Annotated in this window: 20 protein-coding genes; 19 read left to right on the top strand and 1 reads right to left on the bottom strand. The window is 39.2% G+C overall.

Going from position 1 to position 14,773, the window contains the following annotated elements; genetic code table 11:
* Nucleotides 1–22: 22 nt before the first annotated feature.
* The gene (locus tag F984_RS15550; protein WP_000447685.1) at nt 23–664 is read right to left on the bottom strand and encodes a LexA family protein; all 642 of its coding nucleotides are present in this window, start codon (nt 662–664) and stop codon (nt 23–25) included.
* A 103-nt stretch (nt 665–767) separates the two neighbouring features.
* Here F984_RS15550 and F984_RS15545 point away from each other — a divergent pair, with 103 nt between their 5' ends.
* The 19 genes from F984_RS15545 to F984_RS15460 all read left to right on the top strand — a co-directional run bounded on the left by F984_RS15545 (nt 768) and on the right by F984_RS15460 (nt 14,757).
* Complete coding sequence (locus F984_RS15545) at nt 768–980, top strand: helix-turn-helix domain-containing protein (RefSeq protein WP_000198661.1); 213 nt, start codon at nt 768–770, stop codon at nt 978–980.
* 29 nt (nt 981–1,009) lie between these two features.
* Nucleotides 1,010–1,510 (top strand): phage regulatory CII family protein, encoded by a 501-nt coding sequence (locus tag F984_RS15540; RefSeq protein WP_004710624.1) that lies wholly within the window; start codon nt 1,010–1,012, stop codon nt 1,508–1,510.
* Nucleotides 1,503–4,190 carry a DUF5906 domain-containing protein gene (locus F984_RS0104020; RefSeq protein ID WP_004710623.1) on the top strand — a complete coding sequence of 896 codons (2,688 nt, stop codon included), beginning with the start codon at nt 1,503–1,505 and terminating at the stop codon, nt 4,188–4,190. Before F984_RS15540 ends, F984_RS0104020 begins: the two co-directional genes overlap by 8 nt.
* Before the next feature lie 346 nt (nt 4,191–4,536).
* The gene (locus F984_RS15530) at nt 4,537–5,007 is read left to right on the top strand and encodes a hypothetical protein (RefSeq protein WP_004710621.1); all 471 of its coding nucleotides are present in this window, start codon (nt 4,537–4,539) and stop codon (nt 5,005–5,007) included.
* A 309-nt stretch (nt 5,008–5,316) separates the two neighbouring features.
* A complete protein-coding gene (locus F984_RS15525; protein ID WP_004710620.1) occupies nt 5,317–5,907 on the top strand; it encodes an HNH endonuclease in 591 nt (196 codons plus the stop codon).
* Nucleotides 5,904–6,122, top strand: a complete 219-nt coding sequence (locus tag F984_RS15520; protein WP_004710619.1) for a hypothetical protein — start codon at nt 5,904–5,906, stop codon at nt 6,120–6,122. Before F984_RS15525 ends, F984_RS15520 begins: the two co-directional genes overlap by 4 nt.
* Nucleotides 6,122–6,322, top strand: coding sequence for a hypothetical protein (locus tag F984_RS15515; protein ID WP_004710618.1), 201 nt, complete (start codon nt 6,122–6,124; stop codon nt 6,320–6,322). Before F984_RS15520 ends, F984_RS15515 begins: the two co-directional genes overlap by 1 nt.
* A 133-nt stretch (nt 6,323–6,455) precedes the next feature.
* The gene (locus F984_RS15510) at nt 6,456–6,977 is read left to right on the top strand and encodes a P27 family phage terminase small subunit (protein ID WP_004710617.1); all 522 of its coding nucleotides are present in this window, start codon (nt 6,456–6,458) and stop codon (nt 6,975–6,977) included.
* A gap of 9 nt (nt 6,978–6,986) precedes the next feature.
* Entirely contained in the window at nt 6,987–8,825 is a 1,839-nt protein-coding gene (locus tag F984_RS15505) for a terminase large subunit (RefSeq protein WP_004710616.1), read from the top strand.
* Nucleotides 8,822–10,093, top strand: coding sequence for a phage portal protein (locus F984_RS15500; protein WP_004710615.1), 1,272 nt, complete (start codon nt 8,822–8,824; stop codon nt 10,091–10,093). Before F984_RS15505 ends, F984_RS15500 begins: the two co-directional genes overlap by 4 nt.
* Entirely contained in the window at nt 10,065–10,796 is a 732-nt protein-coding gene (locus F984_RS15495) for an HK97 family phage prohead protease (RefSeq protein WP_004710614.1), read from the top strand. Before F984_RS15500 ends, F984_RS15495 begins: the two co-directional genes overlap by 29 nt.
* Nucleotides 10,797–10,858: 62 nt before the next feature.
* On the top strand, nt 10,859–12,142 hold the full coding sequence (locus tag F984_RS15490) for a phage major capsid protein (protein ID WP_004710613.1): 1,284 nt from the start codon (nt 10,859–10,861) through the stop codon (nt 12,140–12,142).
* Nucleotides 12,143–12,245: 103 nt separating this feature from the next.
* On the top strand, nt 12,246–12,545 hold the full coding sequence (locus F984_RS15485) for a head-tail connector protein (RefSeq protein WP_004710612.1): 300 nt from the start codon (nt 12,246–12,248) through the stop codon (nt 12,543–12,545).
* A gap of 3 nt (nt 12,546–12,548) precedes the next feature.
* Entirely contained in the window at nt 12,549–12,695 is a 147-nt protein-coding gene (locus F984_RS22900; RefSeq protein ID WP_004710611.1) for a hypothetical protein, read from the top strand.
* An 11-nt stretch (nt 12,696–12,706) separates the two neighbouring features.
* Nucleotides 12,707–13,036, top strand: a complete 330-nt coding sequence (locus tag F984_RS15480) for a phage head completion protein (protein WP_004710610.1) — start codon at nt 12,707–12,709, stop codon at nt 13,034–13,036.
* Nucleotides 13,036–13,551 carry an HK97-gp10 family putative phage morphogenesis protein gene (locus F984_RS15475; protein WP_004710609.1) on the top strand — a complete coding sequence of 172 codons (516 nt, stop codon included), beginning with the start codon at nt 13,036–13,038 and terminating at the stop codon, nt 13,549–13,551. Before F984_RS15480 ends, F984_RS15475 begins: the two co-directional genes overlap by 1 nt.
* Entirely contained in the window at nt 13,538–13,903 is a 366-nt protein-coding gene (locus F984_RS15470; protein ID WP_004710608.1) for a DUF3168 domain-containing protein, read from the top strand. The genes F984_RS15475 and F984_RS15470 overlap by 14 nt, the downstream gene beginning before the upstream one ends.
* Nucleotides 13,904–13,906: 3 nt before the next feature.
* On the top strand, nt 13,907–14,338 hold the full coding sequence (locus tag F984_RS15465; RefSeq protein ID WP_000763816.1) for a phage tail tube protein: 432 nt from the start codon (nt 13,907–13,909) through the stop codon (nt 14,336–14,338).
* A gap of 47 nt (nt 14,339–14,385) precedes the next feature.
* Nucleotides 14,386–14,757 carry a hypothetical protein gene (locus F984_RS15460; protein WP_004710607.1) on the top strand — a complete coding sequence of 124 codons (372 nt, stop codon included), beginning with the start codon at nt 14,386–14,388 and terminating at the stop codon, nt 14,755–14,757.
* Nucleotides 14,758–14,773 lie beyond the last annotated feature (16 nt).

The raw sequence follows: 14,773 nt of genomic DNA, 5'->3' as shown, positions 1-14,773 counted from the left end.
GATTATTTTTTTTATTATTGATTTATAAGAATTTTTTTGGAGGTTCAAATTTACCCACATATTTACCTTTATAAATACAATTTTCTTTAAGAGGGATAATGTTCGGATGGAAATTCCCATTTAAAGCTTGTAAGTACATGTTTTTATTCTCTCTAACAAGAGCTTTGAATGTTGCTTGATCATCACACATTGCAACAATCATTTCACCTGTTTGAACGTATTCAAGTGGAATATCTGGATCAATACAGATTAAATCCCCATCTTTGAAGTGTGGGGTGTTGCTTGTGCCCTGAACAATCATATAAAAACTGTTTCTTCCTGCTTCTGGTGGAGCAGGTAACCATAGTTCAATTTCATGTGGTTGAATTGATCTTACATTGGTCCAGTTTCCAGCTTGAACATAATCGAGCACAGGCAGCATCCTTGTAATTGGTCTAAAGTCTTTAACAGATTGCTCATTATTATTAACACCATATTTTAAATAATCAATTGTAGTATCAAGGACCTGACACAAAGCCTCTAAATTTTCGTATTTAGGCTCATTTACGTCTTTTTCCCAAAAACCGACTGTTACATCAGATACTCCAACTAGATCGCCAAGTTTTACTTTGGATAATTTTTTTTCTTTCCTAAGTTTTTGTATACGTAAACCAATGGTTTCCATTTCTAAATCCTACAATGATTATCTAAGTTATCTTAGCTATTGACTATCGAAGTTAACTTGTGTCTAATAAATTCTAAGTTTACTTAGATTTTTTGGTGACAGTATGACCCGTACAGAAGCTCTAGAGCTACTTAATTGCAAAAAACTTTATCAATTAGCAGAAAAACTCGAATTGACCACTTCTGCAATAGCTCAATGGGGTGATGAGGAAGACATCCCTGATTATCGTGAATATGAAATCAGAGAGTTAGCGGCTGGCCGAGTTCCTAAACGCCTCCAAAAGAGCAAGCAGAATTTAGTGCATGTAAATAATTAAAAAAATGAATGAAATCGGAGATTTTTAACATGGTTTTATCTTTAATCGAACGTCGTGAAAAAACGGTAATGTCATTAGAGCAGGCTTTAAAGGCTGCTGTTTATCGTCCAGGTGATGAATACCTAATGGCGCAAATTGCAGAAAAGAACGGATGGAATATCAATACGTTCCGTAGTTCCATCAATCCAACGACTCCTACACATAAAGCAAATATTTACCATTTTGAAGCTATTTTGGATGAAACAAAAGATAGCCGAATTATGGATAGTGTTTGTGCAATTCATGGAAATGCGGCTTGGTTTGAGCTACCTAAAACCGAAAATTTAAATACCACTGATTTTGTTATGAAAATAGGAAAATTGGCTCAAGAGCAGGGTGACTTATCTCAATCCGTAGCTAAAGCCATTGGCGATGGTTGCATTAGTGAAGATGAGTTAGCGGTAATTCGTAAAGATGCATTTGAACTTATTCGTGTTGTTTCAACGATTCTAGCTATGGCGGAAGAACATTATCGAGGTGAACATGGCTAGACCTAAAAAGGGCCTTGATTTAAAAATTGTTAAAGAAAAGACCTTCAATCAATGGGATGCAATTTATCCTCAATTTGGCATTACCATGCCGCCTAAAAAAAGACATTCCTCATGTCCTTCGTGTGGTGGTGAAGATCGTTTTTATTACGATGACAAACAGGGGTTCGGTGATTTTTTCTGTAATAACTGTGGAGCTGGGGATGGTATTGCTTTAATTGGACGTGTGACTAATTTGGCTTTACCTGAAATTATTAAAGAATTGGCCGCAATCGTTGGTATTTCTGAAGAAACCGTAATCACCGAAGCAGATCGGGAGAGATGGAGAAAAGAGGCTGCTTTACGTAAACGTATGCATGAGGAAGAGCTGGAAAAAATCCAAAAAAATGCAGCAAAAAAGGCTCTTCGTTTATGGAATAACACACACCAAGGTGAAGAGAAAAACTGTATATACTTAAAAGACAAGCAAGTCAAAATTTTTGATTGCCAGGTCAACTTTGATGGCGATTTGATTGTGCCATTGTTTAACGAAAAACGAGAATTATGGAACCTTCAATATATTAAAGCTGACGGTTCAAAAAAGTTTTTACCAGGTGGACGTAAGAAAGGCTGTTTTCATATTATTGGCACAATTGATCTAGCTGATCCTGTGATATGTATTGCAGAGGGGTATGCAACAGCCGCATCAATACACATGGCAACCAATTTACCTGTCGTGGTTGCGTTTGATGCAGGTAACTTGCCACCAGTAGGACAAGCAATTCGGTCAATAGAACCAAATGCACGTTTGCTTTACTGTGCAGACGACGACAGCGCAAAAGAAGATACTGGCCGAAAAATGGCAAATGAAGCTGTTGCTGTGACAGGCGGTATGGTTATTGTGCCAATCTTCAAGCATGAAGATGGTATCAGTAATGAATCACAAGAGATGGCACAGCAACAAGCATTAACTGACTTTAATGATCTTCACGTGAACTTTGGCTTAGAGGCGGTCAAGGGACAGATCGAAAGAGCCTTGGCTTCTTTCGCATCTTTCCCCGCACCCCTTTCCCCAACAGACCACAAAAATGAGGGTCAAGATCGTGATATTTCATCAAATCAAACTGCTTCAACTGATTGTGTGGCAGAAAATGGGGGTTCCAAGGGGGAGGAAGGTGTATACACCCTTAATCTGGAATCATGTCTAGGTCGGTTTTGCCAGATTGAAGGTGAATCTAAATATTGGGATATGCATAGGAAGGTCCAGATCAAGAAAACAGCCTTCCAAGATATGTTGGGCAAAGGCTTATTTGCTGAATGGTCGAATCACCCTAAGCGTAAATTAATTGATAGCAACTCTGTTAAGAATATCTTAAATAAAGATATGGACCGACTTGAGCAGAATATGAGTGAAAGATTCATTATGCTCGAAGGTACAAAAGAGTCATGGGATGTGAAGAGAAGGCGCACCGTCCGCAACGATACGATCAAGGATAACTTTCGTTCTGGTTATGAAGTTTGGATTAAGTCAGAAAATAAAAAAATGATTTGGTTTGAAGACCTTGTATTCAATCCGACCATGAACGTAAAGCCTGGTCAAATTAATATGTTTGATGGGTTGCCGATAGCACCAATGCTAAATGATGTTGACCAGATGATCCCTATTAAGAGTGCAACTGAACTATGCCAGCCAATCATAAAATTACTTAATCACACATGTAATTATGACAAGGTTGTAGTGGATTGGATTTTAAAGTGGTTAGCTTATCCATTGCAAAATCAAGGCTCTAAAATGGCTACATCAATTCTCATGCATGGTGAAATTCAGGGAGCAGGAAAGTCATTATTCTTTGGAAAAGTTATGCGAGAAATTTATGGCAAGTATTGCGTGACACTTGGTCAAAACGGGCTTGAGTCAATCTATACAGATTGGGCTGAACAAAAGCTTTATTGCATATTTGAAGAAATTTTTAACAATAAATCTAAGTACGGAATGATGGGCTTGATTAAGCATATGATTACGGGAGAAACGATTCGTATTGAGAAGAAATTTATGAGTGGTTATGAACAATCTAACCATATCAACTGTGTGTTTTTATCAAATGATACTCAACCATTGCCCTTAGAGGAAAAAGATCGACGCTTTCTTGTCGTTAAACCCTGTGGGAAATTAGATGATGAACTAAAGCATGAAGTGCTTCAGTGTATCGATGGCACGGGAATTGATGCGTTTTACACTTTTCTTTTGCAACTACCCTTAGATGGCTTTACTACGCATACGGAACCGCCATATACAGATGCTAAGCGAGACATTATTCAATATGGTTTGCCTTCTTGGAAGTTGTTTTATCAGAAGTGGAGTACTGGTGAGCTTGATTATCCTTTCTGTTGTTGCTTATCAACCGATCTATACAAGGCATATGTGAATTGGTGTAGGCATTCAACAGAAAAGCCATTACCCGAAAATAAGTTTTCTTTTCAGATTGCAACTATTCCTGGCGTAACCAAAAGGCTTGGACGTTATAGAGAGCAAGGAACAGGCTATAGCGTGATAAAACCTGAGAAGCAGAAGACAATAATTTTTGTTCGTGAGCATGATCCTCAATCAAATGAAACGTTAGTTGATTGGTTGACTTCACAAATACATGAGTTTAGTGCTAAAGTGCATGGAGATGTCCCAAATGTTTTACAACAAGCACAATAATACTGACATCACCCAATGTTGTTTTCATGACGTGTTAAGGGTGTTAAGGGACATGTTAAGGGTATTTTTATGCACCCTTAACATCACCAAATCAAATCATACCAATGCTTACAGCCTTAATGTTAAGGGTGTTAAGGGTTTTGTGCGCGCGCGCATACGCGTGATAATTATTTTTATAATTAAGTTAATTAATGAATTAATTACCAAAAACTCTCCCGTGCGTGAGAAAAACACCCTTAACACTATTAACACCCTTCACAAGCCTTACCAACTAAGAGTTTTATATTTTTATACCCTTAACAACACTCTTAACACCCTTAACATTGTGTAATGGACTAGGTGCATAATGGAAAAATATTTACGGTTATTGAATCCTAAAACTACCAACTATGAAGCTATACCTTCAGGTTGTCATGGTGCTTTGACTGCTGCGGACGTTTGTATAGCTATGAGTTATGCAAAATTAACTCCTTTGCAGGATAATTTATTCCGCTTGAAATACTTGGGCGCAAACAACATTGAGAATGTGGAGTTATTTAGCAAGTTATTGCTTACAAAGTATCAAGATAAATTTATTCAAGCAGGTGTGAACATGATCTATCACTTGCCAATCGTTCGCGTTGCTTTGGTTGAGTTCTGTTTAGTATCTGCTGATTACAAACCTACTGAACGTAACCGTGAAATTATTTCTGGATTCAGTGATACAACTGTACGCAACCACATGAAAGGCCACATTGATAATGTTTTAGCTGATCTAAAACAGGCATGTGAATTAGGTGAAGAAAAGATTATTAAGCAGGTCTATTGCTCTAAGTAAACTTCGGTATTGACACAAAAGCAAAGTTAAGTTAGATTTCTCCACAATGGATAACTGTATTAAACGCTGTAGTTTCCTTCAGAGCTGAAAAGCTCTCTTTCAAAGCCCGCATGACTTCCTTGGACATGCGGGCTTCTTTTTTGGAGTCGGTTATGGTCACAGGTAGATTAATTGTTGAAATGAAACCGTGGGTTTGTTACTCCGTCTATGCTCTGTATTTGATTGAGAAAAAGATTGGAAAACACAAACTGACTTCAAAATTGATGACAAAACTTTTAGAGCGTTGCATTCGATTTGAAGAGATTCATCATGACCAATCGTCCACCACAAAGAGCTAAGCGTCCTTGCTTGGTTGGCAGTTGTAAAGATTTTGCATCCAACAAAGGATACTGTGATCAGCATCAAAACCGGATCAAACAAAAAGATCGGGAGCGGGGCACAGCGCACCAGCGCGGCTATGATGCCCGTTGGGAAAAAGAAAGAACAAAATTCTTAGATGAGAACCCGCTATGTGCGGATCATCGAAAGCGCGGATTAGTTGAAGCCGCTACGGTTGTTGACCATATCGTCCCACACAAGGGTGACAAAGTTTTGTTTTGGGATAAGAACAATTGGCAACCGCTTTGCAAGTCATGCCATGACCGCAAGACCGCTACCGAAGACAAAGGCAGTTGGTCACCAGTTCAATCACCAAGTAAAGCAAATCGAGAAAGTGAAAACGAGTTTAAGACAGGTGACTTTGTTTTGCCTTCAACTGGTTATGCAATTGATTCGCTTGATTGCAAATTCACAGATCAATTCATGGTTACGGCAGTAGCTGCAAACATGGTTGAAGTTAGTGATGCCGATGGCTTTGTTCATCGTTTGCATCATTCGCACTTCAAGGCGGTGAAGGTATGAGTGAACGTGAAGTTATCTTACTTGGTGATCATGTTGTTTATCGTGATGACATCAAGGGCTTTGATGATATTGGTGTTGTGGTTCAAGCAAACTCAAGTTTGTATGTGATTTGGAATAATGAAACCACGCCACGAATTGAAATCTATGAGCGATTGCGCGGTGCTCGACTTGATGAAGTTGATGCAGGTTGCCGAGTGATTCGGGAGAATTTTTAATGATAGTCAAGATTAATTCAAATATATACGTTCTTGCTTCTGATGTTATCTCGATTAAAAAAAACCAGAGAACAGGCTCTGACAATTACGGGAAATGGTTTGCATACGTTAAGTCGGATCAAAACATTACTGGTTATGAAGTTCCTGAAGATGAAGTAAAAATTCTCGTTCAAGATATCAATCGTTTTACTGAAAAATAGGGGATAGGGGGTCAAAAGTCGAAAAGGCTCTCTCAGAAAAGACCGCCCCCCCGTGAAATTTTTACGTGGTCAAAAGTCCATAGGGGGGTATACCTCTAATATTTAATCAGTTTTAAATTTTTTGGAGGTTCTTATGTCAACTATGGGTCGTCCACCGAAGGGGCTACAAGAAAAAATTCTTAGCGGCAGCCGTATCCGAACCGATCGGGATGGGGATGCTCAAGAAGCTAATGCATCGGTTGCTTTGGGAATGCCACCTTGCCCTCGTTGGGTAAAAGGGGGCGCAAAAAAACATTGGGATACTTTGGGACCTGTATTAGTTCAGGCGGGTTTGTTATCTGTTGTTGATGGTGATGTGTTCGGATTGCATTGTGACAATATGGCCGCCTATGAAAAGGCGCTTGAAAAGTTAGAAGAAATAACTTCATGGGTGACAACAACGCCAAACGGTTTTGAGGTCCAAGCCGCTTGGTTGCAGGTTCGAAATAAATTACAAGAGCAAATTATTAAGACTGCTGCTGAATTTGGTTTAACACCAAGAGCACGTTCAAGCGTCAAAGTTAATAAACAACAGCAATTAGATTTGTTGGGTGCTGATGCTGGTCAGAAAGAAGAAAATGACCCATATGCAAACTTTTCAATTCGATCTAGTTAGTGAGTTTTTATGCGCGATTATTTCAAAATCGCACTTCAGTATTGCCATGACGTGCGCTCTGGAGTGCGTACTGCTGGGCAGCTAGAAAAATTTGCTGTTAAACGTTTTTTAAATGACCTTAATCGTTCTGGTATTCCATTGGGTTCGGGTGATGAAGAGTTAGAAAAATTACTCACATCCTTAAAAATTGGTTCTAAGCCGCCAGATATAAATTTTGAATTTAGATTCGATGTAGAGCGCGCACAACATGCGTGCTTTTTTATTGAAACTTGCCCGCATGTTGAAGGGGAATTAGCCCGCTTAAAACGTGATGGAACACGGCACTTATTAGTAATGTCACCGTGGCAGGTTTTTGTCACGGTCAATATTTTTGGATGGGTGGATTATGAGGGTTTACGTCGCTTCACATACGTCTATCTGGAAGTCGCTAAGAAGAATGGTAAAACCACTTGGTTGGCGGCTGTCGGTTTGTACATGGGATTCATCGACGGTGAACCCGGTTCAAATGTATATGCTGCCGCGACAACTAGAGACCAAGCCAACATTTTGTTTGGCGCGGCAAAAACAATGGTTGCTTATTCGCCAAAGATGCAAGAGCGCTTTGGTATCACTAAGCAAGAGTATTCGATTTTCCAAACGACAACGAACTCATCGTTTAAAGCGCTTTCACAGGATCGGGACGGGTCAAAAGACGGTTTTAACGTTCACTGTGGTTTGATTGATGAATTACATGCTCATAAAGATTCTGGTATGTATGACATTGTGTCAAACGGTATTGCATCTCGTGCGCAACCATTACTTTTTGCGATTACAACCGCTGGAAAAGATACAACATCGGTTTGTTATCGTGAAAGAAAAATTGTTGTAGCAATTCTGAAAGGTGAAGCAACGCACGAGCGTTATTTCGGGATGATCTTTTGCTTAGATAAAGGTGATGACTGGAAAGACCCTAAAAACTGGCCTAAAGCCAATCCCAACTATGGAATTTCGGTAAAACCTGAATATCTGCAAGGGATGGCTGATAAATGCAAAATTTCCCCTTCAAATGAAGCGATTTTTCGGCAAAAGCATTTAAATGAATGGGTAGGTGCGGTTGATGGCTGGCTTGCTGAATCTGTTGTGTCAAATTGTGAGGTTGAAGTCTCCTATAAAAAATTTAAAGGTGTTGTAGGGTTTGGTGGCTATGATTTGGCAAGTCGATTAGACCTTGCCTCATGGGTAGAGATGCGACCAAATTTTGAAGATGGAAAAATTATTTGGTATGTCTTTGCTCATAGTTACATCAATGAAAGAGTAATGGAGTCAACCGAAGCAATTAACGGTGAGATGCGACCGGATGATTACCCTGTTTGGCGTGATGAAGGTTGGTTGATTGAAACACCAGGTGCTTCAACAGATTTCAACCGTATCAAAGAAGACATTCTTGAACATCATAATGACTACCCATTTTATGAAGTTGGTCATGATCCATATCATGCTGAACAAGTGACTGCTGATCTACTCGATGCTGGTTTAAATGTAATTGAAGTTCCTCAAAGAACTGAATTTTTAAACCCGGCAATGCGTTGGATTGAAGTTTTGATTGCTGAAAATCGCATACGTTTTTGCGGTGATCCAGTTTTAAAGTGGTGCATTCTCAATGTGGTAGTTAAAGAGGATGCTAAAGAGTGTATTTTTCCTAGAAAAATTTCACGCGCCAAAAAAATAGATGCTGCGGTTGGGATGATTATTGCAGCTTCAAGGGCCATGTACTGGGATAAGGAAGAAGTTTTTGAACTTGTGCCAGGCGAAGAGAATGGGAATTTTGATGATTTTCTGAGTGGTATGATTAAGGTATCTAGACGATGAGTAAAAACCGCAATAAAGCTAAGGGTCGTCAAAAAGATGACCTAAAAAAGCTGAAAGTGCGGGGAACTGGACCAATGCAAGACAGAACGGGGACGACCTTAATTGATCGTCCCCGTTCTGCTGTAAGGACGGCAAAGCCCGTTACTTTTGATAGTGCAATGACGCTTAGTGCGGTTTTTGCTTGTGTCAAGATTCTTGTTGAGTCTGTAGCAACCCTGCCTTTACAAATGTTTAAGTTAAATGCTGATGGAAGTAGAACAATCGTAAAGGATCATCCAGTAATTCAGCTTTTGAGTAATAAACCTAACCGATATCAAACTGCTGTCGAGTTTCGAGAGCATTTTATGCTGAATCTGGTTGCTGGTAATGCAGTTTGTAAACGTGACTATATTGGTAAAAAATTGGTCAGTTTGCAGGTTATTAATAGTGGTTCGGTTGATCTAAAAATCAAAGATAACGGTGATCCCGTTTATGAATGCCAGATCAACGGACGAAAGGTCGAGCTGACCGAAAAACAGGTCTGGCATGTCAAGATGTTCGGTACAAGTTTATGGGGGATGTCACCCATAGCATACGGTGCGGCGTCAATTGGTGTGGGTTTGTCTGCAAGTGATAAAACGACCAGATTAATGTCAAATGGTGCTAAACCAACAGGTGCATTAAAAACTAAACGTATTTTAAAAGATGCTCAACGAGACAAGCTTAGAACTGAATTAGATATTTTGGTGAATGGTGACGATGGAGACATTGCAGTTCTTGAAGATGATATGCAATTTGAGCAAATCAGCCTTACACCTGCCGATCTAGAATTAATTCAGATTCGTAAGTTATCTGTTGAAGACGCATGTCGTTTTTTTGGAGTGCCTCCGATATTAGTCTATTTAATGGATGGGGCAACGACATGGGGCGATGGTATCGATAAAATTATCGACGGATTCTATAAATTTGGTTTACGGCCATATCTGGAGCGGATTGAAGAAAGTATTCGTATTCATTTGCTGGAGCCTCATGAATGGGATTTGTATGAGTTTGAATTTAAGACAAAAGACCTTCTTCGAGCTTCTTATTTACAGCGTATTGCAGCTAATAAGGATCGAATTATTAGTGGTCAATCATCCATAAATGAAATTCGACGCGAAGAGGGTGACACACCTGATCCAAATGGGGATTTTTTACTTGTTCCAGTCAATATGACTACGGCAGAACGAATGAAAACAGGCAATTACAAGGTGAAAGAAGATGATAAAGCAACTGCAAGTGCGAAATAAATTTTCGCCTAACTTGCCAAAGGTCCAATGTCGGCGGATGCCAATTGCTGTAGAGAATTGCCGTTTTATTAAGAAAGACGATAAAACGGGTGTTGTTACAGTAAGTGGGTATGCTGTTAAGTGGGATTCTGTCAATTATTATGGCGAAAAGTTCATTAAAGGAGCTTTTGCCGATGTTTGTGCTGCTTTTAATGCTGGTACAAAAAAAGTCCACTGTTATTACAATCATGGTTGGCGTCAATGGTATGTCGATTCAACCATTACAATGCGAATCGGCAAGATAATTAAATTGGTTGAAGATGATACAGGTTTATATCTTGAAGTAGAGCTGACACCTGGTCTTGCTTTGGCTCAAAATGTAGCAGCAATGGTACAACATGGAACAGTTGATGGATTTTCAATTGCGTTTTATCCACCCAACGAAATTGATATGGAGAATAAAGGCACACATGTTGAAATTAAGCGTGCTGATTTATATGAAATCAGTATTGTAGATGACCCGGCGGATGATTCGGCGAGAATTATTAGCGATGATGCAATCAATGCCATTGAGTCTGAAGATGATGCTGCTGAACTATTACGCTCCATTTTACCTGGTGATTATGCTGAAAAATTCTTGGCACGTTGGACTAGTGTGCATCAACCTAAAGAAGACCCTGCACCTAAAGAAGATCCATTTTCTTTTTTAGATAAAATTGTTTAAAACCCCCAAATTTCAAATATAAACCCGCTTTTAGCGGGTTTTTTTATGCATAGGAAAAAATTATGACTGCATATCAAAAACTACCATTAGCTCAGCATATGAATTCTTTTAAAGGTTTAAATCCCCGTGATCGTCAGGATTTGGATCAATTTGCAATTCAATTGCGTGATCGTATCAGCCAATTTGACCAGCTTTTGGAACGTTATCGTGGCCGACTTGAAGGGTTAGAAGGTTTACCAGAAGATTTATGTGCTGATTTAGAGGCTCGCTCAAAACAAGTTGAAGAAATCGCTGGAATGATTCAAGACATTCAACAGCGAATGGTTGAAGGTGTTCAAGGCGCCAATGGTACAGAGCAACGTAATGTATTAGCTGCTTTATTGCGAAATAAGGACGCTGTAGATTATGCAAAAATCATGCATTCCCGCTCGGGTAAGAAAAAAGATGCTGTAGTGTTTGAAGGTATTAATGCCCGTAACGTTATTACCTTGAAGTCGATGCCAGCTAATGCAGCTTTTGCCGAAAATGATTTAAACCGTACTGCTGTAACTCAGCCTTTAAGCATTATTGACTTAATTAACTGGGGTACGACGGATGAAGCTATTCATTATTTCTTGCGTGAATCTGCTTTTGACATCATGGCTGATATTGCCCCGGAAAATACCGATAAGCCTGAATCGAATTTGAATTTTGGTTTAGCAACAATGAATGTGGGCACCATTGCTCATTGGATTCGTGCTTCAAAACAAGTACTTGCAGATATGACGTCGCTTGCAACTTATTTAGAAGTTCGTATGGCTTATGGTGTTCGTTTAAAACTTGAATACTACATTGTTAACGGTCATACCCCTGCTACTGGTGAACAAAAAATCTTTAGTGGTCTTTTGGAAGAAGATAACTACGTTACTATCACGCCAGAAGCAGATGCAACCGCTTTAGATGTTTTGAACCAAGCAAAATATAAAGCTGCTGCATCTTTTGTTCTCCCAGATACAATGATTTTAAATCCTGAGGATTGGGGGAAAATTGAGCGTATTAAAGGTGCAGATGGGCATTATATCTTTGGTTCACCAGGTGCAGTTATTCAACCAGTACTATGGGGATTACCAGTAGTTTTCGCAGCTTCAATGCCAAAAGGTAAATACTGGGTAGGCAATATTGCTATTGGTTTTGATGGCGTTATTCGTGAAGATGTTTCTGTAACTGTTTCAACTGAAGATGGCAATAACATTACTAAAAACTTGGTAACTATCTTGGCTGAAATGCGTGCTACAGGTGCTGTTGTTTTACCAGATGCGTGTGTTGCAGGTGATCTACCAGTAATTGCACCTCCAGCGGGTGGTTAATATTCAATAAAGCAGCTTTAGGGCTGCTTTTTTTATGTTTTATGCAGATTTTGGGAAATTTTATTCAAAAATCTGCATTTTTCTTCATATTTAGGACGTTTTTATGAGTGACTACATAACGCTTGATTTGGCGAAATCTCACTTGCGTGTATTGCATACACGTGATGACGCATACATTGAGTTACTGATCAAAGCGGCTTTAAAAGCAGTAACAAACTTCATAGACAAAGAATTTTCAGAAATTCAGCAGGTAGATGGCTCTTTACCTGAGGATTTAGTTTATGCGGCATTACTGATCATTGGCGACATGTATCAAAACCGAGCGGCTCAGACTGATGCTGCTTTACATGTAAATATTGCATGTGAGCGTTTGATGTTTCCATATAAAAAAATGGGGGTTTAACTCATGCGTGAGAAATTTGAAGCATGGATAAAGGCCCAGCCGTTTTACACAAAGCTAATTTATATACATGGTGAGCGTCTCTTTATTCATGACAACGGTGTATACCAAGTTTTTGCAATGGAAGTTGCCTATCAAGCTTGGTTGGTTTAAGGGGGTGATTCATGCAATCTGGAATTTTAGATACATGTTTTGAGGTTTTAAAGCGGACAGAGCAAAAAAATTCTGCTGGGCAAATTAAATTTGAGTGGTCTGTGATTGGTCGCTTTTATGGTGGTGTAAAACCTGTAAGTGTTCAATCATTTGTGCAATCAAGCATGCAAGGTTCGGCATTAGTTGCAAGGATTGTAATGCGTCCTGATGATTTCCCTGAAATATCGGCAGTGTATTTAATCCGGGATGTTGATACACAGAAACTTTATAAAATTGATGGTGTTTTGCCTGTTAGTAAATCACGCCAAGCTTTGATGTGCAGTTTAGGAAAACTTACCTGATGGAATTTGATTTCAAGATAGAGGGGTTGTCCGAACTTACCGAGCAACTCAGAAGTCTTGAAAAGTTAGGTAAACAAAAACAACTTACTCAAAATGCACTGTTCTATGCTTCTCAACCTATTTTTGATGATATTAAAGCCCGTGCTCCACGTGCTGAAAAGGCATATTACAGATATTACCGTGGTTCTTTCCGACAACGTTTGCGTGGAAATCCAAAAAATTCAAGAAAACTTAAGCGCCCTGGAACATTAAAAAGAAGTATCGCTAGAAAACGGATACGGGTAGATGGTGGGGTTGCAGTTGGAATTTATATAAAACCAAAAGCTTTTTATTACAGATTCATTGAAAGGGGCACACCAACAATACCCGCAATTCCTTTTGTTTTGCCCGCTTATGAGCATTTTAAGGAATCTGCTGTTGAGCGTTTCCGCTTGAGATATGGAGAGTATGTTCAAGCAGCATTTGAGCGTAAGCAAATACGCATAGAACAGGAATTTGAAGATGCTCGCGAGTGAAATTATTTATCAAATACTTGGCCCATTATTCAATGACCAAGTTGCACCAGCACCACTTTCTCGAGGAATGGAAATTCATGGGACCTATATTACCTATCAAACACTGAATGGAAACCCATTAAATACTGTCAAAACTTGGACTGGATATGACCAGTTACGAGTTCAAATCAATATTCACAATGCGGATAAGGTCCAATGCGAAAAAGATGCAGCACGTGTAAAGCGTGCTTTAGTAGATCAAAAATTATCGTCATGCAGTTTGGTTGGTGACAGTGATGGTGGTTTTGATGATGAAACACAACTGTTTCAGCAACAAGTAGATATTTTAATCTGGCAAATCGCCGAGGAGTAAGACATGGCTGATAAGGCTTTAATTGATTCACAGGGAATTGTAATTTCCTACAAATTACCAGTAGCACAGGCATTTTCAGAATTGCTTGAAGTCACTGATAGTCCTTTGCCAACAAAAAAACGTGAAGTTGATGACATCACCACGGTTAAATCAACGCATAAAGAAACTATTGCTGCGGGTGTAATTAGTGCTGACGATCTCGCATATGAGCTTTTAATGATTTCAGGTAGTGTTCAACAGCAAGAGTTGGAACAATATTTTGAAGATGGTGAAATGATCGATTGGAAAGTTGTACTTCCTGATGATGCTGCTACTACATATACATTTCAGGGAACAATTACTGAACTTTCACCAGTGCGTGCGGCCAATAAGAAAAACCGCTTTAAGTTGACTATTGCAGTCAATGGAAAAGTAACCAAAACGACTACCCCTTAATACATAAGCCCGCTAAGCGGGCTTTATTCTTAATAGGAAAATGAAACATGACAAGTAAGACAGTAGCAGTTGGATTGGCTGCGGCATTTTTAGCAGTTGCTGAAAACAAAGATTTCATTATTGATGAAGTTGAGGGTCTTGGCCGTATAGGTCTTAAGCGCTTAAGCCTAGAAGATCGTGATGCATGGGTTACAGCAGAAAATGATTCAATCCCAATTATTATTAAGGGTTCTGTCTGTGATCCTGAAACTGGAGAGCTTTCTCTTAAAGAATTAACTAATGATCAGATTAAAAAAATACCTGGTCATATTGCTGATGAATTGCTTAAAAAAATATATAAGCACAATGGCATTAAAACGATGGCTGAAATTAATGCTGAGCGTGAAGCAGGTAAAGAACCAGAACAGTTAAAAAACTAAAAAGCCGACCCGATCT

Source organism: Acinetobacter nosocomialis NIPH 2119, from assembly GCF_000368085.1.
In the GTDB taxonomy this organism is placed as follows: Bacteria; Pseudomonadota; Gammaproteobacteria; order Pseudomonadales; family Moraxellaceae; genus Acinetobacter; species Acinetobacter nosocomialis.
This window is presented reverse-complemented; position numbering and strand designations above follow the sequence as displayed.